This window comes from Lacinutrix chionoecetis, from assembly GCF_053604665.1.
In genome coordinates this window covers 17,536-40,691 of record NZ_JBSHNQ010000081.1, presented here as the reverse complement: position 1 = coordinate 40,691, position 23,156 = coordinate 17,536, and the positions used below count along the sequence as shown (strand labels likewise).

Sequence of the window (23,156 nt, the reverse complement as noted above, 5' to 3'; positions counted from 1 at the left end):
TTGTCAGTTCGAGTGATTTTGAGGAACTAAAAATTGTATCGAGAACATCTATCAAGTTAAAATTCTATTCTCGATACAAATTTTACTCATTTTTAATCGTAAAATTCACTCGAATTGACGAATTTTATGGTGTATCATTTTTGAGTGGCAATTTAACAAGTATTACAAATTCAAAATAATATTGAATAGTCATATATGTACACTATTTTTTATTAATTTTGCATTCTGAAAATATAAAAAGACACATTTTTTATCAATATGGCAAGATTTGAACTAAAATTACCGAAAATGGGAGAAAGCGTTGCTGAGGCAACAATTACTTCGTGGTTAAAAGAAGTTGGCGATACTATAGAGCAAGACGAAGCCGTTTTAGAGATTGCAACAGATAAAGTAGATAGCGAAGTGCCAAGTGAAGTTGATGGTGTTTTAGTAGAAGTGCTATTTAATGTAGACGATGTTGTGCAAGTAGGGCAAACCATAGCTGTTATTGAGGTAGAAGGTGAAGGTAATGCAACTGCCGAAGCGCCAAAAGCACAGGAAGTGGTAATTGAAAAAACAGCGCCTGCCGTTGCTGAGGTTGCACAAACTGTAGTCGCTGCACAAGACACTGCAGCATCAATAAGTTCTAATGGAGACCGTTTTTACTCACCATTGGTAAAAAATATGGCTAAAGCCGAAGGCATTGCGCAAGCAGAGTTAGATGCTGTTCCAGGAACAGGAAAGGACGGTCGTGTAACAAAAGCCGATATGCAAGCCTATTTAGAAAATAGAGAGTCGCAACCTGCTAAAGCAGCTGGCTTAGGAGCTCCTGTTGAAACGACAAAAGCACAACCAACAGCAAAGGCCGAAACTAAAAAAGAGGCAGCACCAATTATATCTGCAGAAGGTGATGAAATTATAGAGATGACCAGAATGGGCAAATTAATTGCGCATCACATGGTAGAAAGTGTACAAAAAAGTGCACATGTACAGAGTTTTATTGAAGCCGATGTAACAAAAATCTGGAATTGGAGAAAGAAAGTTAAAGATGGTTTTATGAAACGTGAAGGCGAGAACCTAACCTTTACACCAATCTTTATGGAAGCGGTGGCGAAAGCATTACGCGATTTCCCAATGATGAATATCTCGCTTCAAGGCGATACTATTGTTAAAAAGAAAAACGTAAACTTGGGTATGGCTGCGGCTTTACCAGACGGAAACTTAATTGTGCCTGTTATTAAAAATGCCGACCAGCTAAACCTTGTGGGTATGACCAAGCAAGTAAACGATTTAGCAGGACGCGCCAGAGATAACAAGTTAAAACCAGACGATATACAAGGCGGAACCTATACAGTAACCAATGTTGGGACATTTGGAAGCATAATGGGAACACCAATTATTAATCAGCCACAAGTGGGAATATTAGCTTTAGGTGCTATACGTAAAGTACCTGCAGTTATAGAAACACCAGATGGCGATTTTATTGGTATTCGCTACAAAATGTTCTTATCGCACTCTTACGACCATCGCGTGGTAAATGGAGCGCTTGGCGGACAATTTGTAAAAGCAGTAAAAGATTATTTAGAAGCTTGGGATCCTAATCGTGAGATATAAATTCCTGCAAAAGCAGGAATCTCATAAAGGTTTCTCAATTATAAAAATATAGAAAAGCAAAAAGCACAGTTTTTAAGACTGTGCTTTTTTGTTAAATATTTGTTCATATTTTTACACTTGTCTCAGTCGAGTATCAGGTTAGAAAAAAGAATTATTATTGTAACTAAATATAGTTAAGCAAAGAATTTAATATTCAAATGCAAGTAAATTCTCGGTGTCAATGTATAGTTGAGATTGAACTACATTGATTTTTTCAATTTTCACATTATTTGTTTTCGTTCCTTTTGAAGGTTTATACAAATCACCTGATAATACTCCTGGTCCAAATTGTTTTGATATGATAATGTATGCTGCAGTAGTTGAAGAAATTACATTCTGTAAATTTGCAAAATTTGTCATTTCATTTGGAGAGTGCTTTATTTTATTATAAGCGGTCCACCAACCTGGTATATGTTTTGTTTCGATTTTAGAATTTTTGTCCCATTTATTCAATTCAACAAATGGTTTTAGAGTCAAAGGACTATTTTGCTCAATATCTTTTAGTGTTGGACAGTGAAAATTAACTTCATGGAATTTCAAAAATTTTGAAAGACTCAGATAGTTGTAAATATTAATGCTCTTGGTGTTAGCAAAAACTTTGTTATATATAACTCTGCTTAACTGTTCATATAGATTTGATGATTCTCTAATAATTGTGGCAAATTTCACAGAATTGGTTTTTAGGTTTTTAACTTCAGGATTTACAAATTGAAAAGACTCAACCAATAAACTTTCGATTGACAAATATTGGTGTTTAATATTTGTAGCAAAAGTTGATATTTTCCTTTCATATTGTCTTTCTAAAACAGATAATTTTTTAGTCTTTGAGTTCACAAAAAAACAATCATTATTTTCGTAATTAAGATTTCTACGTGGAAATGGGTAGCTTGTGTTCATAGAATATTTTTTATCTTCTCTAGCCTAAAATCGTTTCATTATTTTATATCAACCAATAAACGAAGTTCGACTATTTTTTATAGAAAATCAAATCACCTTTCTAATTAAAGCTTCCCGCCGTAATTGCGGTTGTACATTGTTGTAGGCAATGGTTCTTTTAGGTTAATATTTGTTTCCATTTTCTACAAATACTATCAAAGTCAATTCTTGTGTTAGCTGGACTTGAACTCGGCAGCAAAATATACTTAATTCCAAATTCTCTTTCAAAATATTTGTCGTAAAGTGCTTGCGATTTAGTTCCGTTAAATCCAATAACTTTTAAATTATTATTACTCTTTATAAAATTACTTATTTCATGTGGTTGCTCGCTTTCAATCGCGCTATCAAGACTTCCTTTTCTAATTGCTTTATGCGCTACGTCCCAAATTCCAATTCGTGTTTTAAGTAAGAGTGTTTTTTTATCATTGTAGGTTATGGGTAGGTCATTGTCAGTTATTGTAGAAATGATATTCCAAAACTTGTTTCTCGAATGTCCGTAATATTCTCCAAGCTCAATAGATTTGTCTCCTGGCATTGTTCCCAAAATTAAAATAGTTGTGTCAGAGTTTGAAATTGGGTCGAATGAAGTTTTGGTGTGCTCTAAAACCGAATTAGATTTTTTTCTTTTAATTGTCCTTTTTTCCTCTTCTTTTGTAGTTGTCGAAGGAATTTTTTTTTCAGTTGTTTTAATTCCGTGTGGGTTTGCTCCACTCCAACTTATGTCAATATGAGTTCCATAATCCTTTACTCTGAAACTAATACTATTTTTATGAGCAAGGTCCAAACCTGTAAACCTGAATGTCTTATGAAACGGTTTTGATTCGTGGTCTATATTCACTACTAAAATATCGTCACGAGAGACAGTTTTCGTGTCAATTTTATAACTCTTTGATTTTTCGAGTCTACTTGAAGGTCTAATGGTTCTATTTCTATTTATTTCTGTCATTAGAATTTATTAAATGTAACGGAATTCCGCCATTGGCTACAATGTTCTCTGATATAAAATCGTTTTCAATATTTTACAACATTCGTTAAACGAAGTTCGACTATTTTTTATAGAAAATCAAATCGGATTTGTTGTTAACGCTATAGATTGGAAATATTCCAGCGCAAGAAATTTTCAAGAATACCATACAATTATGGAAATTGATGATGCAGGGTTCTTAGGTTGATTTTCTATTACATTCGTCGCAGACGAGCGATAGTTTGAATAAGTGTTTGTTAATGTTATTGCACTCGTCGCAGACGAGCGCCAGCTTGGGGGATTTTCCAAATTAGCACTTGCCAAAGCAATTAATTATACACGTTGTTGCCATTAGTTCTTTTTATTCCGATTTTGACTTCTTTTTTGTTTAATTGTTTCTCTTCTTGTTTTTGAAGTTGAAAAACTCAAAATTTTTGACAATTGCTCTAATAAATTTGTTGAAACTTTTGAGGGTCTATATTTAAATATCATAGGCTATTGTTCTAATGTAATTATTAATTCATTAACTCTATCAATTCTCGGGTTAATTTCTTTTTTAACTCTAATCTTATTTAATAAATATCCATAAAGACCTATTCCGATTGTAGCTAAATTTATAAAGACAATTAGATATACTGGAATCTTTTCCCAAATGCTGATAGTAAATAATAACATTATTGGATAAACAGGTAAAATTCCCCAATACAAATATGTTTTAAGGAATTTTTTTTGCACTTGAAGATATTCCTGGTTTTTTTTGAGATAATTTAGATAATTCTCTTCCAAATCACTTGGTTGATATTTTTTAACACCTCGATATTTGATTATTAAATAAAGAGCACAAATAATCATTAAAGCTAATGCTATTTTTGTTAGAATGAATGGAATCTTGAAAAACAAAAGAGTAGATAACAAAACTCCAAATACAGCTAAAAGTGTCTCTGAAAGTTCTAAATAGTTCCACCATCTGTGTAAACGTTTTAAACTTGATTGCAATTCTATCATTAATTTAGATTTCTCCCATTTTATGCGCTCCTGATTACTGGACGATTGCCAGATTTTAATTAATTCATCTTCAATCATAATGTTTCTTTTATACAGTTAAATAATTTTGATTTTATCCGCTTGATTTTTACAGCTATATGATTTTCAGATAATCCAAGTATATCTGAAATTTCTCGGTATGCCAACCCTTCCAAGTATAGAGCTACTATAGCTTTGTTTCCTTCATTCAATTTTTTGATACACTTTCTTAAAGCTATTAGTTTTTCATTGTCTTCTTCATTAGCTTTTTCAGAACCTATATTAGCAATAGTCATACTATCTAATCTTATAAATCGATTTTGGTTCTTTGTATGTTTAGATTTAAAACGAAGACAAACATTTAATGCTATCCTAAATATCCAGGTGTCAATAGATGAATTACCTTTAAATGAGCTCATTGACTTCCAAATGTGAACTAAAACCTCCTGAAATAGGTCTTTAGAATCTTCATTATTATCGGAATAAATTGAGCAAATTCTATATAATTTATCCTGATTTTCTTTTAAGGCAGAAAGAAATGTGGTTTTTTGTTTTTCCATTTTTAATACTTCCCTTTACTACTTTAGTTACAAAAGTTTCCTAAATATGACACTTTCGTCGTTTTTTTAGTAAAAAAGATGATAAAGCTGTTATTTACGGTCGTTCGGTTAGTATTAATGGCAATGTTCTCTGATATAAAATCGTTTTAATTTTTTATATCATTCGTTAAATGAAGTTCAACTATTTCTACTGTAAAGTCAAATACTCAATAGAGTAAAACATCTAAAAAAAAAATAAAAAATGTTTTACATTGTTCTAAACTATTACATCTAATTTTATGAAAGGAGTAATTTAATTACGAATAGGTTTAAATTCTTTTTTTAAAATTAGATAAAAGACTGAAACTGAAATTAATAATAATCCCAAATAAAAATAGCCAATCAATGACGCTTCAGGGTCATTATGTCCAATTAAATTAGGAAACATTAATATTGATAGTGCTCCTAAAACCCCAAATATTGTTAATACTAATACTTTAACAGCAAGAATTACATTTTTCATAATAGAGAATTATTTTGTTTAATATAAGCCTAACGAAGTTAACTTAAAATTTCCACAAAGTCTAAATCCAACAACTAATAACATATTTTAAAATACCTTGGTAATAGATTTTACTCTATGCAAGAACATCGTTAAAACTTTCATCTGCTTCTAAAATCTTTTTTGCAAATGGACAAAGCGGGATGATTTTTAAATTATTCTCTCTCGCAAATGCTGCAGATTTCATTACCAGTTTTTTACCAAAACCTTGACCGCCAAATTGGTCTTCAACGCCAGTATGGTCTATTATAAATTTGTTTTTTCCTGCCCACGTATAGGTTAATTCGCCTGCAAATTCATCGTTTTTATAAATTGCAAAGCGTCCTTTTTTGTCGTTATCTTCTTGTTTTATAGTTGCCATAAAATCTCTTATTTAATACTTAATGCTCCCGAAGGGCATTTTAACACTTGATCTGTTAATTGCTGTGAGGTTGCATTTTCTGGTTTTATCCATGGTCTTTCTTTTGGGTTATAAACTTCGGGTAACGTTTTTACGCAAATTCCAGAATGTATGCACTTTTTAGCTTTCCATAAAATGGTTACCTCTCCATTGGTATATGCTTTTGTTTCCATAAGTTATTCATTTTAAGGTTTATAATGGTTATTACTTCAAAATTAATCTTCTAAATAACCAAATTTCCCGTTGTTAAAATCATTAAACGCTTCTTTTAGTTCTTCTTTGGTATTCATTACAAAAGGACCGTGTGCAGCAATGGGTTCGTTAATAGGCTCACCACTTAAAATTAAAACAGTGGCATTGTCTGTAGCCTTAATTGTGAAGGTTTCTCCATCGTTTTCCATTAACGCTAAATGGTCTGTTGGTGCTTCTTCTGTATTATTAATTACAATATCTCCTTCTAATACAAGAAGTGCTGTATTGAAATTGGCAGGGAAATTAAATGTTGCTTTGCCACCTTTGTTTAATTTAGCATTAAACATATTTATAGGTGTAAAGGTAGAGGCAACTCCTGTTGTGCCTTGGTATTCGCCAGCAATAACTTCAATATGGCCTGCGTTATCTTCTAACGTATAGCGGTTTATAGCATCATGCTTTATGGCTTGATATTTAGGTTTACTCATTTTATCTTTCTTGGGTAAATTAACCCACAGTTGCACCATTTGAAAGTCGCCACCAGTTTTACTCCATTCTTCCTCATGGTATTCTTTATGCAGCACACCACTGGCAGCTGTCATCCATTGTACATCGCCTTCGCCTATAACTCCGCCACCACCACTACTATCGTGGTGTGCTACTTTACCTTTGTAAGCTATGGTTACGGTTTCGAAACCTCTGTGCGGATGCACACCAACACCTTTTGGCTTGGTACTTGGTGGAAATTTATATGTTGAATTGTAGTCTAACAAAATAAAAGGATCCATACGTTGCATGTCTAACCTAAAGCCACTTGGTATAAAATTATGTACTCTAAAACCATCACCAACAAAATGTGGTGCTCTTGGGCTTGCTATTAATTCTACTGCTTTTGTTTTCATATCTTTATTTTTATACAACGAATTTACACTTGCAGATTATTTTGTGCATTGATGTATGATAAGAAGCCTATTGTTTAAAGTTTTTTTGAGCCAGTTCTTTGCGAACACGACTTAAGCTTTCTGGTGTAATACCTAAATACGAAGCAACCATTGTTTGTGGCACACGTAACAAAATGTCTGGATACATTTTAATAAACTGCAAATATCTGTCTTCTGCCGCAGCGCTTAATAACAGGTTAATACGTTTCTGTAAATGCCTGATGTGATTGTGTAACAATCGGTTATTAAAGTCTAAGAAGCTTGGTATTTTCTCTATTAGTAATTTTACAAAGTTTTCATCTAATAAAATAACCTGGCTGTCTTCTAAGGCTTGAATATAGTAAATAGAAGGCTTGTTGAAATAAGAGCTTTCCCTGTCGGTTACAAACCAACTTTCTGGAGCAAAAGATAAAATATGTTCTTTGCCTTTTTGGTCTATGGTAAATTGTCGTAATAAGCCTTTTTCAACAAAAAAAGTATGTGTACAATGTTCGTTTTCACGTAGAAGATATTGGTCTTTTTTAACCGTTTTTGTAGTGCAGTTTTCTACTATAGAAACAATTTCTTTTTCGTTTACATCAAGATTCGAGGCTAAAAAAGCTTTTAGATTAAAACTGTTCATGTCACTAATTTTAGATTTCTTTAAGTTGGTAAAACATATACTAAAATACAACCTTTGGTTACTTGTGGAAGCAGGAATAGTTTTAATAGTGTTTTAACTAAGTTAATCTAAAAAAAGCTCAAAAACTAAAGGTTAATTAAAAGCTTCGCGTAAAGCGCCAATAAAATCTTCAACACTTTTTATGTTGTTGTAAACTGCGCCATCTACCTTTAAAAGTGGTATTCTATTTTCGAAGCGGCTTTGTTTATTAGTTTTAAATTCTTTAATAATTTTAAGATAATTGGTACTGTCTTTATCAATATTATACTCTGTATATCTAATCTTGTTATTATCTAAAATACGCTTGGTGTCTGGGCAAATAAGACAATCGTCTTTGGTAAAAATAGTTACTTTCTTTTCTTTAATGGCTCTATCGAGTTTAAAATCTAATGCCTCAAAATCTTTATCAAGCTCTAAACTATAAGCCACTTCATTAACCACAAAAACAGATTCGTAATTGCCTTCGGTGCCTGCCAATTGAATAAGTGTCATTAACTTAATTTTACTATTGGCAGCAATATTTCTAATAATAGGCCTGTTGCTGCTGCGTCTAAAATCTTTTGTGTCTACTTTTAAAAAAATATCGTAGGAAAGCGAATCGGTATTTGTAGCATAAAGCGTTAAACGTTTGCCTTTCTTTTCTTCGGAAAGCTTAACATATTTATGCTCGTTTTGAGCAAAACAGTTACAGGTTAATAATAAAATAGTAAGGAGTGTAAGGTATTTCTTCATATTTAAAAAATGATAACAAAGTAAAAATAACATAATACAATTATATTTGCATAAATCGTACCATAGTATTGGTACAAAATTACAAATTACATGCAATTAAATCTCACGAAACCAGTTTGCTTTTTCGATTTAGAAACTACAGGAATCAACATATCTAAAGACAGAGTCGTAGAAATTTCAATATTAAAAGTGTTTCCAAATGGAAATAAGGAAAGTAAAACGTGGTTGGTAAACCCAGAAATGCCAATTCCCGAAGAGGTTTCTGCTATACATGGTATAACTAATGAACGTGTAGCAAACGAGCCAACCTTTAAAGCATTGGCGAAAGAGATTAATAATATGATTAAAGATTGCGATTTAGCAGGTTTTAACTCTAACCGTTTCGATATCCCTTTATTAGCCGAAGAAATGTTGCGTGCAGATATAGATTTCGATATGAAAGGTCGCGTGGCAATAGATGTGCAAACAATTTTTCATAAAATGGAAAAACGCACACTTGCCGCAGCTTATAAGTTTTACTGCGATAAAAATTTAGAAAACGCGCATAGTGCCGAAGCAGATACTATGGCAACTTACGAAGTGCTAAAAGCACAGTTAGACCGTTACGACGATTTAGAAAACAACGCCAAGTTTTTAGCCGAATTTAGTTCGCATAAAAGGTTTGCAGATTTTGCCGGTTTTATTAATTTTAATGAAGATGGAGAAGAGTGCTTTTCATTTGGGAAGCACAAAAATAAAAGGGTATTAGACGTTTTAGACAAAGAACCTGGATATTTTGGCTGGCTTTTAAACGCCGATTTTCCTTTATATACAAAAAAGGTATTGACAGCGATTAAGCTAAGAGCCTTCAATAATAAAATTTAATTTCTTTGTCATTCCTGTGAACGCAGGAATCCATTTTTTAACTGAGATAACATTAATGAGATTTCCGCTTTCGCGGAAATGAAAATTGGAAATTTTCGATGAAACTAATCTGCATAGGAAGAAACTACACAGACCATATAAAAGAATTGGAAAACGAAAAACCCACAGATCCTGTGGTGTTTTTAAAACCAGATACAGCAATATTGCTAAAAAAACAACCTTTTTTTATTCCAGAATTTTCTAACGATGTGCAGCATGAAGTAGAAGTTTTGGTGAAAATTAATCGTGTTGGAAAGTATATAGATAAAAAATTTGCTCACAAATATTATAATGAAATAGGACTAGGTATCGACTTTACAGCGCGCGATTTGCAAACACAATTAAAAGCAAAAGGATTGCCTTGGGAAAAAGCTAAAGCTTTTGATGGCGCTGCAGTTGTTGGAAAATGGTTGCCCAAAACAGAATTTATCGATTTAAACAATTTAAATTTTAGTTTAAAAAAGAATGAAACAGTGGTGCAACAAGGAAATACAAGCCTAATGTTATGGAAAATTGATGAAATCGTCGAATATGTGTCTAAATATTTTACTTTAAAGATAGGAGATATTATATTTACCGGAACTCCGGCAGGAGTTGGCAAGGTAGTTGCAAACGATAAATTAATAGGATACATAGAAGATAAGCAGTTATTTTCTATAACAATTAAATAAATGGAACAACACTACAAACTACACCGATTACGAGAACTCGCAGATAACGATGAAGATTTTATATTAGCTCTGGCCGAAACTTTTCTTGAAGAAGTACCTGCAGATGCTGTAGTCTTAAAACAGGCAGTCGAAAATAAAAACATGCTCCAAACATACCAGACAGCTCATAAAATGAAGCCAACAATAGATGTTTTCGAACTTGGTGTATTAGACAAGTTAATTGAAGTACAAGATTGGGGAAAGTATGAAAAGTCTAACGAGGATGTCTCTGCACAATTAGCAGATGTTTTGGAAGCAGTAGAGAACGCAGCCTCCGAAATTAAATCAGACTTTAACTTGTAAATAATGCAAGCCGAAATTATTACCATTGGAGATGAGATTCTCATTGGGCAAGTTATAGACACCAATTCGGCTTTTATAGGCAAGGCGCTTAATGCCATTGGAGTCTCGGTTTATCAAATTACTTCAATTCAAGACGATAAGCAGCATATTCTACAAGCGTTAGCAGCTGCCGAGAAAAATGCCGATATTATTATTCTCACAGGAGGTTTAGGCCCAACCAAAGACGACATTACAAAAATTACAATTTCAGAATATTTTAACGATACCTTGGTTCGGGATCCTTTAGTAACAAAAAATATTAAAAGACTGTGGCGAGATCATGTCAAGCAACCACTGCAACAGGTCAACTTAGATCAGGCGCTTATTCCATCGAAAGCAAAAGCATTAATGAATGTAGTTGGTAGTGCTCCAGGCATGTGGCTTGAAAAAGAAAATAAAGTGTTTATTTCTTTGCCAGGCGTGCCTTACGAAATGAAAGCCTTAATAGAAAATGAAGTCCTCCCAAAATTAAAAGTAAAATATAAACGCCCTTTTATTATTCATAAAACATTACTTACCTATGGCATGGGAGAAAGTATGTTGGCAGCCAAAATTGAAGCATGGGAAGATAATTTGCCAAAAAACATAAAACTTGCTTATCTGCCAAACTTAGGTAAAGTAAGATTAAGATTATCTGGAAAAGGTACCGATGAAACAGCTTTAAATAAACAAATATACGCGCAAATAGAAACTGTTTTACCCTTAATAAAAGAGGTGTTTTTTGGTTTAGAAGATGATGGTGAAATAGAAGTGTTAATAGCCAGAGAATTAACAAAACGAAACGAAACCTTATCCATCGCCGAAAGTTGTACAGGAGGAAAACTAGCCGAGACCTTTACTCAACATGCTGGATCTTCCAGTTTTTTTAAAGGCGGCATCGTGCCTTATGCCACACAAACAAAAATTGATATTTTAGGGGTTTCGGCAGAGGTAATTAAAAAACATTCTGTAGTAAGTGCGCCAGTTGCAGAAGCAATGGCCGCACAGTGTCGCAGTTTATATGGTACAGATTATGCAATAGCAACCACAGGTAATGCAGGACCAACAAAAGGAGATGCAGAGGTTGCTGTTGGAACCGTTTATATTGCTGTAGCCACAAAATCTGGTGTAATATCGCAAAAACTTGAACTTGGTAATAACAGGATAAGAGTAATAAACAAAGCAGTAAACAAGGCCTTAGAACAGCTTCTAAAAGAAATTTTTAAAAATTGATAAAAAACAGATTGTCAATACTAAAACATTTCATATATTTGCACCTCGAATTTTAATAACAATTTTAAAGTTATAAGTAATGTCAAGAGTTTGTGAACTTACAGGAAAGAAAGCAATGGTTGGAAACAACGTATCGCACGCAATGAATAGAACTAAACGTAAATTCAACGCGAACTTAATTAAAAAACGTTTTTTTCTTCCTGAAGAAGATAAGTGGGTAACTTTAAAAGTTTCTACTTCTGCTTTAAAAACAATCAATAAGATTGGTATTGCGGCAATGTTAAAAGATGCAAGAGCTAAAGGATTTTATAAATAATAGCCACGCTATAAAGTAATAAGAAAATGGCAAAAAGAGGTAACAGAGTACAAGTAATATTAGAGTGCACAGAGCACAAAGAGTCTGGACAACCAGGAACTTCTCGTTATATTACGACTAAGAATAAAAAGAACACACCAGATAGAATGGAGATAAAGAAATTTAATCCAATCTTAAAGAAAATGACTGTTCACAAAGAAATTAAATAATTAGATAATTTTTTAGAATTATGGCAAAGAAATCAGTAGCATCATTACAAACAGGATCTAAGAGATTGTCTAAAGCAATCCGTATGGAAAAATCTCCAAAAACAGGAGCTTACATGTTTGTGGAATCAATTATGGCACCAGAATTAGTAGACGATTTCTTAAACAAGAAATAAGACGACTACTTATATAATATTTTAAAGCTGCTTTCATTTAGAAAGCGGCTTTTGTTTTATATTTACATTTCATAGTAATGACAATGTAGCAGTTTCTTAAAAAAAGGAGCAACAATTGTTATAGTAAAATAAGCATTAGGGCGTTACCATAAAGGTCGGGCTTTCACTACTCGCTCTCTGCGAGGAGCTCAAACAAACCGTTCAATCCCTAACGCATAATTTTCGTAAGGCTTCAGCTTTGCAACCAAACAAAAAACAACAAACAACAAAAATGAGTTTTTTTAAAAAAATATTCTCCTCAGAAAAAAAGGAAACTTTAGATAAAGGTCTGGAAAAAACAAGCACCAGTTTTTTAGGTAAATTAAGTAAAGCCGTTGCAGGAAAATCTAAAGTAGATGACGATGTTTTAGATAACCTTGAAGAAGTATTAGTATCCAGCGACGTTGGTGTAAATACAACTTTAAAAGTTATAGACCGTATAGAAGCACGCGTAGCTAAAGATAAATATTTAGGAACCGATGAGCTTAATAAAATACTTCGTGAAGAAATTGCAGGCTTATTAAGCGAAACTAATTCTGGTGAAGATACAGAATATACCATACCAAAATTAGAGCCTCAGGCCAACGGCACAAAAACGCCCTATGTACTTATGGTTGTTGGCGTTAATGGTGTTGGTAAAACAACGACCATAGGTAAATTAGCCTATCAATTTAAAAAGCAAGGCTTAAAAGTAGTTTTAGGTGCTGCAGATACGTTTAGAGCAGCAGCAATAGACCAACTACAAGTTTGGGCAGACAGAGTAGATGTGCCAATGGTACGCCAGGATATGGGAAGTGATCCGGCGAGTGTGGCGTTCGATGCATTAGAATCTGGAGTGACACAAAATGCCGATGTTATTATAATTGATACCGCAGGACGTTTGCATAATAAAATAAACTTAATGAACGAGTTAACCAAAGTGAAGCGTGTTATGCAAAAAGTAATTGGCGATGCGCCACACGATGTCTTATTAGTTTTAGATGGCTCAACAGGACAAAACGCATTCGAGCAGGCAAAACAATTTACAGCAGCAACCGAAGTAACTTCACTTGCTGTAACAAAACTGGATGGCACAGCAAAAGGAGGTGTGGTTATTGGAATTAGCGACCAGTTTCAAATACCAGTTAAATATATTGGAGTTGGCGAAGGTATTGAAGACTTGCAGGTTTTTAATAAATATGAGTTTGTAGATAGCTTCTTTAAGTAAAATTTGTCATTGCGAGGAAGCATGACGTGGCAATCTTTTTAAACTATATTTAGTATCTTAGATAAATGAGTTACACAATCTACCACGATTTAGTTATAAAAACCTCAAAAGAAAAAGTTTTCAGTGCTATTACACAGCCAAAATATCTTAACAACTGGTGGACGCTAAAATCTTCAGGGAAACCAGAATTAGAGGCAGAATACAATCTTAATTTTACAGATAAATACGATTGGTATTGCAAAGTTTCGCAAGTTAATCCAAACGAATCCTTCTATTTAAAAATAACAAACGCCAATGAGGATTGGAATCCGACAACTTTCGGTTTTGAATTAAAAGACCATGAACATGGTACTTTGGTGGAATTTACTCACAGTAATTGGCAAGTTAATAATCATCATTTTAGAAATACCTCTTACTGTTGGGCTTTATTGCTAAAAGGCTTAAAAAAATATCTTGAAACAGGTATAATTGTGCCGTTCAACAAACGCGATTAATTAATTAGTAAATTAATTTTCTCCCATAGGTCATTATCGAAAGTAGAAAGCCCAAAATTGTCTTCACTCGCAGCTTCTCCCATTCTAATAATTACCAAATCTCTACTTGGGACAATGTAAATTTTTTGATCATTTTTTCCTAACGCACAATACATGTCATTTGGCGCGTTTGTTATTAATTTGCCAGAAAATTTAATTTGAGTTTGCGGCAAATGATATGAAGATTTTCCATTAAGCCACCACAAATAACCGTAAGCTTCATTTATATTTTGAGAGGTGTTTATAGCTTCATTTAAAAATTGTTCAGATACTATTTGAGAATCTTCCCATTTTCCATGCGAAGCAATCATTAAACCAAAACGCCCCATACTTCTGGTGTTACTCCAATATACACTTAAATCACCAATAGGTATCCAGGTGCCATTCATTCCAATTTTATTTTTAAGCTTTACATTAAAATAATCTGTCCAGCTTTGGCTACTTGCATCTGCAATAACATCTTGCATCTTTACATAGACATTATGGTATGCCCAACGTGTTCCGGCATTTGCAAGATATTGTAGATTTTCTGGTGCAACCGAGTCTCCAAGGGTGTCATTTAGACCAGAGGTCATCGATAGTAAATTTTTACAGGTTATTAAGTTCTCTTTATCTGGAGAGGCGCTCGTCCAGCCAGTTCCTAAATAAGTAGAAACTTTAGCATTTATATCTATCAATCCTTCGTCTTGAGCAATACCAGAAACAGCGGTAGTTAATGTTTTTCCTGCACTTGCCCAATACCAATTGGTAGATGCATCATGATTATTAAAGTAGTGTTCTAAAACAATTTTTCCTTTGTGTAGCACCAAAAAGCTTTTAGAGTTTTTCTCTTCTAAAAAGTCGATTAAAGGTTGTAGCTCAGCTTCATTCCAATTCAAATTAGTTAATGATTTTGTTTCCCAAACATCACTATTTAATGGTGGGAAGTAGTTGTCTTCATTGAATACGGCTTCGTTTTGAGTATTGTTATCGGCAACACTACAACCTAAGACAGAGAATATTAAAAAGATAAATGTAAATGGTATAAAAGTTTTCATTGGCTTTCGGTTTATTGTAAGACCTAAAAATTAGTCAAAAGTTTAATCGCATACTATTAAACGTAAATCTCAAATCATTATGTATCTTTGCAGTCCAAAATTGAGATATGCGTACTAAGTCACTTAAAAAGAACAAAATCAATGTTATAACCTTAGGTTGTAGTAAAAATGTTTACGACAGCGAAGTGTTAATGGGACAACTAAAAGCCAGTGGCAAAGATGTTGTGCATGAAGAGGAAGGTAATATTGTAGTGATTAATACCTGTGGTTTTATTAATAACGCCAAGGAAGAGAGTGTGAATACCATTTTGGAATACATGCAGAAAAAAGAAGAAGGTAATGTTGATAAAGTATTTGTAACAGGCTGCCTGTCTGAACGCTACAAACCAGATTTACAAAAAGAAATTCCAAACGTCGATCAATATTTTGGCACCACTGAGCTGCCAGGTTTACTAAAAGCATTAGGAGCAGATTACAAACATGAGCTAATAGGCGAACGCTTAACAACCACACCAAAAAATTACGCATATTTAAAAATTGCCGAAGGCTGCGACAGACCATGTAGTTTTTGTGCAATTCCTCTAATGCGAGGCAAACATAAGAGCACACCAATTGAAGATTTAGTTACCGAAGCAGAAAAATTAGCTGCAAACGGAGTCAAAGAATTGGTTTTAATAGCACAAGATTTAACGTATTACGGATTAGACTTATACAAAAAAAGAAACTTGGCAGAGTTACTTGAGAATTTAGTAAAAGTAGAAGGTATTGAGTGGATTCGCTTACATTACGCCTTTCCAACAGGATTTCCTATGGACGTACTGGATGTCATGAATCGTGAACCTAAAATTTGTAATTACTTAGATATACCATTACAACATATTAGCGACGATATTTTAAAAAGTATGCGTCGTGGCACAACCAAAGAAAAGACTACTAAACTTCTAAAAGAATTTAGAAAGACTGTGCCAAGCATGACCATTCGTACAACCTTAATTGTAGGTTATCCTGGAGAGACACAGGAAAATTTTGAAGAATTAAGAGAATGGGTTCGCGAAATGCGATTTGAGCGCTTAGGGTGTTTTACTTACTCTCATGAAGAGAACACGCATGCTTTTAATTTGGTAGACGATGTACCAGAAGAGGTGAAGCAAGAACGTGCCAATGAGATTATGGAAATCCAGTCTCAAATTTCTTGGGAACTAAATCAAGAAAAAATTGGCGAGCAATTTAAAGTGGTTATCGATAGAAAAGAAGGCGAATACTTTGTAGGACGTACCGAATTTGATTCTCCAGACGTCGATAATGAAGTATTAATTGATGCTACTAAAACTTACTTAAAAACAGGAGAATTTGCTACTGTAACAATTACCGAAGCTGCCGATTTCGATTTGTACGCAGAAGTAGTAACTAAATAAAAATTACTAAATACGTTCTAAAGCAGCATAGGCTTCCATTCCAGAAAAGTCTACTTCTGTAGGGAATACATTGTATTCTAAAACTTCAATTAACTTAATAAATTTCTCAAAGTTTTTCTTTTTATAGGCTTTCTTTAAATTATCGTGTAATTTAAAAAACATTTGTGTGGTTTTAGACTCACTGTCGATACCGTAGAAAAAAAGAATTTCATTTTTCTTAGGTTTAAAAAAACGATAATCTTCTGTAATGTTACCTTCTTTTAAATAGTAAATTTTCAAATTCACTTTTTCTGCATCAACATCGTTTTGAATGTTTAATTCAGTTGGGTGAAGTTTATAACGTGTTACTTTTAATAAAGCTTTGTCGTTATTTTGAGCAAAAATTGAAAATGAGAAAAGGGTAAACAAGAGTATTAAGGGATACTTCATTTAAGGGAATATGTTAAGGGTTGCTATTAATCGATACGAATAAAGCAATAATTTTTTAATTAGTCAAATAAATTACCAAAAATATCGATAAAAAGCTGTTGATTTAATTTTTTGTAAATAATTACTTACTCAATTACTGCTTAATTATTCTATACTATTAATTGCGAGTTATTTACTTTTCTATTAATTTTAAATGCAACTTAAAACTTAAAAATATGGCACGAACAGAATCTAATACATTCGAAAACGGAACACTTGCTCCAGAATTTTCTTTACAAGATGTAGTTACTAATAAAACTATGAATTTACATCAATTAAAAGGCGATAAGGGTACTGTTATCATGTTTATATGTAATCATTGTCCTTTTGTAGTACACGTAAATAAGGAACTTGTAAATATTGCAAATCAATACAAAGAAAAAGGCATTGGATTTATTGCTATTAGCAGTAATGATGTAGAAAAATATCCGCAGGACAGACCAGAATTAATGAAACAGGTTGCAACAAACTTAAAATATCCTTTTCCTTATTTGTACGATGAAACTCAAGACGTAGCAAAAGCTTACGATGCTGCTTGTACGCCAGATTTTTATGTATTCGATGCTAATTTAAAAGCCACATACCATGGACAGTTAGACGATTCAAGACCTGGAAATAAAATAAAAGTTACTGGAAAGGACATAAGAGCAGCTATTGAAGCGGTTTTAAAAAATGAAGCACCTCTTGAAACGCAAAAACCAAGTTTAGGTTGTAATATTAAATGGAAGTAAAATAATCTAACGAGTTATCTAAAATTTAAAGTACTTTTGCGCAAAACTCGTAATATGCAACAAACTACTAATACTATTTTAATGATTCGTCCAGTTCATTTTAGAATGAACGAGCAAACTGCAGTTAATAATTATTTTCAGGAAGATTTAGATTTAAAAAATGCTGAAATTAATGCAAAAGCACAACAGGAATTTGATGCTTATGTAGAAAAATTGACAGCTGTAGGTATTAATGTAATAGTAGAAGAAGACGATAAATTATTGGATACTCCAGACTCTATATTCCCTAATAACTGGGTGAGTTTTCATGAAAATGGCAATGTAGGTTTGTACCCTATGTTTGCCGAAAACAGACGTAAAGAACGCAGGGATGAGGTTTTTATTCGTTTAGAAAGCGAGGGTTTTAAAATTAATAACATTATAGATTATACGGCTGCTGAAGACGAAGGCGTCTTTTTGGAAGGTACAGGGAGTCTGGTGTTAGATCGTGTTAATGATAAAGCTTATTGCGCATTGTCTGCAAGGGCAGATGAAACATTGTTTATTGAGTTTTGTGAAGATTTTGAATACACACCTATTGTATTTACGGCAAACCAAACAGTAGACGGAAAGCGTTTACCAATTTATCATACTAATGTAATGATGTGTTTAGCAGAAACATTTGCTGTTATATGTTTGGACAGTATAGATGACAAAAGAGAACGTAAAAATGTTATAAAGAATCTAACGGATGATAACAAAGAAATAATTAGAATCACAGAAGCACAAATGCATCGTTTTGCTGGAAATATGCTGCAAGTAAGAGGTAAAGAAGATAAATTATATTTGGTAATGAGTAAAGCTGCTCACGATTCTTTATCGTCAGCTCAAATAAAACTTATAGAAAAGCATTGCGACATCTTGTCAAGTTCTCTTGAAACTATCGAGACTTGTGGAGGCGGAAGCGCTCGCTGTATGATGGCTGAGGTGTTTCTACCAAAGGTGTAGTTCATGTATTTATAGGGTCTTCCACTCTGGTTTTAGGTAGTTCCACAAAAAAGGTGCTACCTTTATTTATTTCGCTATCTACCCAAATTTTACCCTTATTTAATTCTACTAGTTCTCTGCAAATAGTTAAGCCTAAACCAGTTCCCTTTTCATTTTCGGTACCAATAGTAGTAAATGTATTATTGCCAAAGAGCTTATGCTGATTCTCCACCGTTATGCCAACGCCAGAATCTGCCACACTAATTATAGCACTACCATTACTTATGGTGTTAGATATAGTTATGGTGTCGCCTTTTTTACAAAATTTGACGGCATTTGCTAAAAGATTTTGAAGTATTATTTCTACCATACTTCTGTCTGCATAAACAAAATCACGCAAGGTGTTATCTTTAAGGGTAATACCTTTGTTTTGAATTTTTTGTTCTACTAATTTTAATTTTTCGTAAAACACTTCTTGAATATCAAACAACGATGGTTTAGGTTTTAAAGATTGCATTTGCGATTTAGACCAATTCAATAAATTAAATAATAATAGTGATGCGTTATTGGCATTTTCACTTAATTCTGGTAATAAATTATGAAATTCTTCTTGAGATAGTTGCCCTTCTTTTAATAAATCTATAAATCCTTTTGTAGAGGTAAGCGAGTCTTTTAAATCGTGGGAAACAATAGAAAAAAGCTTGTCCTTGACTTCATTTACACTTTGTAAATGCTTACTTTGTTCTAAAATCGCTTCGTTTTGTAATTCTATTTTTTGGTTTTTTGTTTCAAGTTCTCTGGTGTATTTTAAGCGACTGTTGCGTTTTAGATAAAAGAGCACAAAAAAGACTAATACCACAGCAAAGGCAGCCAAAACGGCATAGAAAATAAGTTTTAATCGGTCTAGTTTTTTCTTATTTTCAAGATCATTAATGGTAGGCAGATTGTTCTCGAAAGCATTAACAGGTTCAGCTATGGCTTCGCTTATTGTATCTTCTTCAAAAGATTGTAAGCTGGAATTGTTCTGCTCTGCCTCAATACTTGTTTTAATTTTAAAGTATTCTCTTTGCCAGGCAAAAGCACTTTCAAACTTTCCTTTAGTCGAGTCAATGGTTTTCATTAGCCTATAACTTTTTAAAAGTTCAAGCTTGTTGTCGCTTTGTCGTCCTAAATTTCCAGCTTCTAATAATTGCGATTCTGCTGTTTTATAGCGTTTTCGTAGTACATTTAATTCGCCAAGGTTATTAAGCGATTTTATTATGCCCTCTTCATTATTTAATTTCCTGTTAAGTTTTATGCCTTCAACTAAATAATCTGCAGCAACTTTATAATCTTCAGTCTTTATATAAGCGCCTCCTAAGTTTGGAAAAATAACCGCTTTTAGTACTTCATTATCGGCTTCTAAATGATTTATAGCATTCTCGTAGTAGCGAATAGCTTTTTTATAGTCTTTTTTATTAAAATATAACTTAGCCACATCTATATAACCAGCTACTAATCCTTCTACATTGTTAGTTATGCTATAAGTTTCGAGGCTTTTTAAGTTATAGTCAATTGCTTTATCTGTTGAGCCAACTGTCTGGTAGGCTTTCGCCAAACTGGCGTATGCAATACCTAAATCTTCATGTTGTTGTCTTTTTTTTAAGGTGTTAATCCCTTCATGAGCATATTTTAAACCAGCTTTATAATTACCACGTTCTATCTCAATTATACCTAATTGGTTATTTGCTTTAGCAATTGCAAGGGTATCTTTTAATGTTTCGAATAACTGTTTTGCTTTCTTTAATTCAATAGAAGCATTAATATAATCGTCTTTTTTATTATAAATTAAAGCTTTGTAATAGCTAATATTTGCAAGTCCTTTGCTGTAATTTAACTCTTCAGAAAGTTTTTCGGCACCTTTAATGTACTTTAAGGCATTATCGTAATCATTGGTGTGATATAATAATTTTATAATTTTAACCGAAGTAACAATTTTAGAAGTATCTGGTTTTTGAAAAGTTAGTTCAATACGAAGGCTCTCCAGCTCTTCAGATTGTGCAAATGAGGCAAGAGAAAATAATAGGCATATAAGAACAATTAGTCTTTTCATAAATACTTATAACTAAGCAACAAAAATTAACTAATGGTTTTAATAAAAGTGTAAAAGCGAATGTTAGTTAGTATAGACATGTGTAAGTTAGGGATTAATTTAAGTTGGATAATAGCTTTATCAAAAATTGAAAAAAACCAACTCTTATGCTAATTTTCGGGTTTTAAAGTCAATAAATTAGTTGAAGTGAAAATACAAAAAATTCAACAGTGCAATATACCGATAAATAAGAAAAACAATGCAATATTATTCGGTTTTTGTTATCATTTTTCGGTGAAATACAATTTCAAAAAAAAGAAATAACATTGCGCTTTTTAAAACATTAAAATGGTAAAATACTATTTAAATAAAAGATAATTAAATAGAATATAAATCAATATCAGTCAATAAATACTATCTTTGTCGGTCTAAAATTACAAGTATAAATGAGTCTTCAAGCCACACTTACCAATGCAGTAAAACAAGCCGTAAGTACAATCTATAGCACCAATTTAGAAACTGTAGAGTTTCAAGCAACCCGTAAGGAGTTTGCTGGAGATATTACAGTAGTAGTGTTTCCAATGCTGCGCGTTGTAAAAGGAAATCCTGTGCAAATAGGAGAGGCAATAGGTGAATTTTTAATGGAAAATGTTAAAGAAGTAAAAGCTTATAACGTAGTAAAGGGCTTTTTAAATATCGAGATTATTGATTATTATTACATCGGTTTTTTTAATGATATAAAAGATGAATCAACCTTCGGTTTAACAAAGCCAAAACCAGAAGACAAAGCTGTAATGGTAGAATATTCTTCGCCAAATACTAATAAACCTTTGCATTTAGGACACATAAGAAATAACCTCTTAGGTTATAGTGTTGCCGAAATTATAAAAGCATCTGGCAAAAAAGTGTACAAAACACAAATTATTAACGATCGAGGCATTCATATTTGTAAAAGTATGTTGGCTTGGCAACGTTTTGGAAAAGGAGAAACTCCAGAATCTACAGGCTTAAAAGGCGATAAATTAGTTGGTAACTATTATGTAAAATTTGATCAGGAATATAAAAAGGAAATTGAAGCATTAAAGGCAAAAGGTTATACAGAAGAAGATGCCAAAAAACAAGCACCTATTTTAATTGAAGCACAACAAATGCTTCAAAAATGGGAAGCGGGTGACAGCGAGGTTGTTGATCTTTGGGAGAAAATGAATCAATGGGTTTATAATGGCTTCGATGTGACTTATAATGATCTTGGTGTGGATTTCGATAAGCTTTATTACGAAAGCCAAACCTATTTATTAGGAAAGGAATTTGTAGATGAAGGGTTAAATAAAGGTGTGTTTTTTAAAAAAGAAGATGGCTCTGTATGGTGCGATTTAACAGAAGATGGCTTAGACGAAAAAATTGTTCTACGTAGTGATGGAACAGCAGTTTATATGACACAGGATATTGGTACAGCCATACAACGTGCCAAAGATTTTCCTAATGTTGATGGTATGGTGTATACTGTTGGTAATGAGCAGGAATACCATTTCCAGGTGTTGTTTTTAATCCTTAAAAAATTAGGCTTCGATTGGGCAAAAAATCTTTATCATTTAAGTTATGGTATGGTCGATTTACCAAGCGGAAAAATGAAAAGTAGAGAAGGAACCGTTGTGGATGCAGATGATTTAATTAAAGACATGGCAAGTACTGCTCAGGAAATTTCTGAAGATTTAGGAAAATTGGATGGCTATAGTGATGAAGAAAAAGCAGAACTCTATAAAACTATAGGATTGGGTGCTTTAAAATATTATATTTTAAAAGTAGATCCTAAAAAAAGAATTCTATTCGACCCTAAAGAGTCTATAGATTTTCAAGGAAATACTGGTCCTTTTATACAATACACTTATGCGAGAATACAATCTATTTTACGTAAAGCTAATGTAAATGATAAGGTTCAAAATTTAAATACTATAGCAACGTCTTACAAATTGCATGATAAAGAAAAAGCAGTATTAAAACAATTACAGCTGTTTCCAGAAGTAATAGAAAATGCGGCATTAAACTATAGTCCTGCATTAATAGCGAATTATACTTACGAGCTGGTAAAGGAGTTTAATTCGTTTTACCAAAATGTTTCTATCCTTGGAGCAGATAGTGAAACCGATAAAACATTTAGAATACAACTCTCTAAAGTCGTTGCTCATACTATTAAAAATGCGTTTAGTCTATTAGGAATTAGAGTACCAGAAAGAATGTAGTT

General features: G+C 32.8%; 27 protein-coding genes. 14 read left to right on the top strand and 13 right to left on the bottom strand.

What is annotated here, in order from left to right; genetic code table 11:
• Positions 1-258: 258 nt before the first annotated feature.
• Positions 259-1,593, top strand: a complete 1,335-nt coding sequence (locus tag ACVC43_RS08700) for a dihydrolipoamide acetyltransferase family protein (RefSeq protein ID WP_452224120.1) — start codon at positions 259-261, stop codon at positions 1,591-1,593.
• Positions 1,594-1,779: 186 nt separating this feature from the next.
• Here ACVC43_RS08700 and ACVC43_RS08695 read toward each other — a convergent pair whose 3' ends face one another.
• The 10 genes from ACVC43_RS08695 to ACVC43_RS08650 form a co-directional block, all read right to left on the bottom strand.
• Positions 1,780-2,529, bottom strand: coding sequence for a hypothetical protein (locus ACVC43_RS08695; RefSeq protein WP_452224119.1), 750 nt, complete (start codon positions 2,527-2,529; stop codon positions 1,780-1,782).
• Positions 2,530-2,686: 157 nt separating this feature from the next.
• Complete coding sequence (locus tag ACVC43_RS08690; RefSeq protein WP_452224118.1) at positions 2,687-3,514, bottom strand: DNA-deoxyinosine glycosylase; 828 nt, start codon at positions 3,512-3,514, stop codon at positions 2,687-2,689.
• Positions 3,515-4,027: 513 nt separating this feature from the next.
• Positions 4,028-4,615, bottom strand: a complete 588-nt coding sequence (locus tag ACVC43_RS08685) for a hypothetical protein (protein ID WP_452224117.1) — start codon at positions 4,613-4,615, stop codon at positions 4,028-4,030.
• Entirely contained in the window at positions 4,612-5,115 is a 504-nt protein-coding gene (locus tag ACVC43_RS08680) for an RNA polymerase sigma factor (RefSeq protein WP_452224116.1), read from the bottom strand. Before ACVC43_RS08680 ends, ACVC43_RS08685 begins: the two co-directional genes overlap by 4 nt.
• A gap of 292 nt (positions 5,116-5,407) precedes the next feature.
• Positions 5,408-5,617, bottom strand: a complete 210-nt coding sequence (locus ACVC43_RS08675) for a hypothetical protein (RefSeq protein ID WP_452224115.1) — start codon at positions 5,615-5,617, stop codon at positions 5,408-5,410.
• A gap of 115 nt (positions 5,618-5,732) precedes the next feature.
• Positions 5,733-6,017 (bottom strand): GNAT family N-acetyltransferase, encoded by a 285-nt coding sequence (locus ACVC43_RS08670; RefSeq protein WP_452224114.1) that lies wholly within the window; start codon positions 6,015-6,017, stop codon positions 5,733-5,735.
• 8 nt (positions 6,018-6,025) lie between these two features.
• Entirely contained in the window at positions 6,026-6,229 is a 204-nt protein-coding gene (locus ACVC43_RS08665; protein WP_452224113.1) for a (4Fe-4S)-binding protein, read from the bottom strand.
• 42 nt (positions 6,230-6,271) lie between these two features.
• Positions 6,272-7,150, bottom strand: coding sequence for a pirin family protein (locus tag ACVC43_RS08660; RefSeq protein WP_452224112.1), 879 nt, complete (start codon positions 7,148-7,150; stop codon positions 6,272-6,274).
• 67 nt (positions 7,151-7,217) lie between these two features.
• A complete protein-coding gene (locus ACVC43_RS08655; protein ID WP_452224111.1) occupies positions 7,218-7,811 on the bottom strand; it encodes a Crp/Fnr family transcriptional regulator in 594 nt (197 codons plus the stop codon).
• Between the two features lie 132 nt (positions 7,812-7,943).
• Complete coding sequence (locus ACVC43_RS08650; protein WP_452224110.1) at positions 7,944-8,582, bottom strand: glutaredoxin family protein; 639 nt, start codon at positions 8,580-8,582, stop codon at positions 7,944-7,946.
• A gap of 90 nt (positions 8,583-8,672) precedes the next feature.
• On the opposite strand from ACVC43_RS08650, the gene ACVC43_RS08645 reads away from it, so the two are divergent.
• The 9 genes from ACVC43_RS08645 (at position 8,673) to ACVC43_RS08605 (ending at position 14,187) form a co-directional block, all read left to right on the top strand.
• Positions 8,673-9,446, top strand: a complete 774-nt coding sequence (locus ACVC43_RS08645; protein ID WP_452224109.1) for an exonuclease domain-containing protein — start codon at positions 8,673-8,675, stop codon at positions 9,444-9,446.
• A gap of 98 nt (positions 9,447-9,544) precedes the next feature.
• Entirely contained in the window at positions 9,545-10,156 is a 612-nt protein-coding gene (locus ACVC43_RS08640; RefSeq protein ID WP_452224108.1) for a fumarylacetoacetate hydrolase family protein, read from the top strand.
• Entirely contained in the window at positions 10,157-10,498 is a 342-nt protein-coding gene (locus ACVC43_RS08635; RefSeq protein WP_452224107.1) for an Hpt domain-containing protein, read from the top strand. It abuts the gene before it with no gap.
• Positions 10,499-10,501: 3 nt separating this feature from the next.
• Positions 10,502-11,749 carry a competence/damage-inducible protein A gene (locus tag ACVC43_RS08630; RefSeq protein ID WP_452224106.1) on the top strand — a complete coding sequence of 416 codons (1,248 nt, stop codon included), beginning with the start codon at positions 10,502-10,504 and terminating at the stop codon, positions 11,747-11,749.
• 79 nt (positions 11,750-11,828) lie between these two features.
• Positions 11,829-12,065: a 50S ribosomal protein L28 gene (gene rpmB / locus ACVC43_RS08625; protein WP_452224105.1), complete on the top strand. Its 237-nt coding sequence runs from the start codon at positions 11,829-11,831 to the stop codon at positions 12,063-12,065.
• A 26-nt stretch (positions 12,066-12,091) separates the two neighbouring features.
• Positions 12,092-12,274: a 50S ribosomal protein L33 gene (rpmG, locus tag ACVC43_RS08620; protein WP_055435478.1), complete on the top strand. Its 183-nt coding sequence runs from the start codon at positions 12,092-12,094 to the stop codon at positions 12,272-12,274.
• A gap of 20 nt (positions 12,275-12,294) precedes the next feature.
• Positions 12,295-12,447, top strand: a complete 153-nt coding sequence (locus ACVC43_RS08615; RefSeq protein WP_452224104.1) for a DUF4295 domain-containing protein — start codon at positions 12,295-12,297, stop codon at positions 12,445-12,447.
• A gap of 271 nt (positions 12,448-12,718) precedes the next feature.
• Complete coding sequence (ftsY, locus tag ACVC43_RS08610) at positions 12,719-13,693, top strand: signal recognition particle-docking protein FtsY (RefSeq protein ID WP_452224103.1); 975 nt, start codon at positions 12,719-12,721, stop codon at positions 13,691-13,693.
• Between the two features lie 65 nt (positions 13,694-13,758).
• Positions 13,759-14,187: an SRPBCC family protein gene (locus tag ACVC43_RS08605; protein WP_452224102.1), complete on the top strand. Its 429-nt coding sequence runs from the start codon at positions 13,759-13,761 to the stop codon at positions 14,185-14,187.
• Here ACVC43_RS08605 and ACVC43_RS08600 read toward each other — a convergent pair.
• The gene (locus ACVC43_RS08600; RefSeq protein ID WP_452224101.1) at positions 14,184-15,263 is read right to left on the bottom strand and encodes a serine hydrolase domain-containing protein; all 1,080 of its coding nucleotides are present in this window, start codon (positions 15,261-15,263) and stop codon (positions 14,184-14,186) included. The genes ACVC43_RS08605 and ACVC43_RS08600 overlap by 4 nt on opposite strands.
• Positions 15,264-15,370: 107 nt before the next feature.
• On the opposite strand from ACVC43_RS08600, the gene rimO reads away from it, so the two are divergent.
• Positions 15,371-16,678 (top strand): 30S ribosomal protein S12 methylthiotransferase RimO, encoded by a 1,308-nt coding sequence (gene rimO / locus ACVC43_RS08595; RefSeq protein WP_452224100.1) that lies wholly within the window; start codon positions 15,371-15,373, stop codon positions 16,676-16,678.
• A gap of 6 nt (positions 16,679-16,684) precedes the next feature.
• Here rimO and ACVC43_RS08590 read toward each other — a convergent pair whose 3' ends face one another.
• Positions 16,685-17,107: a hypothetical protein gene (locus tag ACVC43_RS08590; protein WP_452224099.1), complete on the bottom strand. Its 423-nt coding sequence runs from the start codon at positions 17,105-17,107 to the stop codon at positions 16,685-16,687.
• Between the two features lie 215 nt (positions 17,108-17,322).
• Between ACVC43_RS08590 and ACVC43_RS08585 the strand changes: the two genes are divergently transcribed.
• Positions 17,323-17,877: a thioredoxin family protein gene (locus ACVC43_RS08585; protein ID WP_452224098.1), complete on the top strand. Its 555-nt coding sequence runs from the start codon at positions 17,323-17,325 to the stop codon at positions 17,875-17,877.
• A gap of 54 nt (positions 17,878-17,931) precedes the next feature.
• Positions 17,932-18,864, top strand: a complete 933-nt coding sequence (gene ctlX / locus ACVC43_RS08580) for a citrulline utilization hydrolase CtlX (protein WP_452224097.1) — start codon at positions 17,932-17,934, stop codon at positions 18,862-18,864.
• A 1-nt stretch (position 18,865) separates the two neighbouring features.
• On the opposite strand, the gene ACVC43_RS08575 is transcribed toward ctlX, so the two are convergent.
• Positions 18,866-20,935 carry a tetratricopeptide repeat-containing sensor histidine kinase gene (locus ACVC43_RS08575; protein ID WP_452224096.1) on the bottom strand — a complete coding sequence of 690 codons (2,070 nt, stop codon included), beginning with the start codon at positions 20,933-20,935 and terminating at the stop codon, positions 18,866-18,868.
• 425 nt (positions 20,936-21,360) lie between these two features.
• On the opposite strand from ACVC43_RS08575, the gene argS reads away from it, so the two are divergent.
• Positions 21,361-23,154, top strand: coding sequence for an arginine--tRNA ligase (argS, locus tag ACVC43_RS08570; protein WP_452224095.1), 1,794 nt, complete (start codon positions 21,361-21,363; stop codon positions 23,152-23,154).
• The last annotated feature ends 2 nt before the right edge of the window (positions 23,155-23,156 follow it).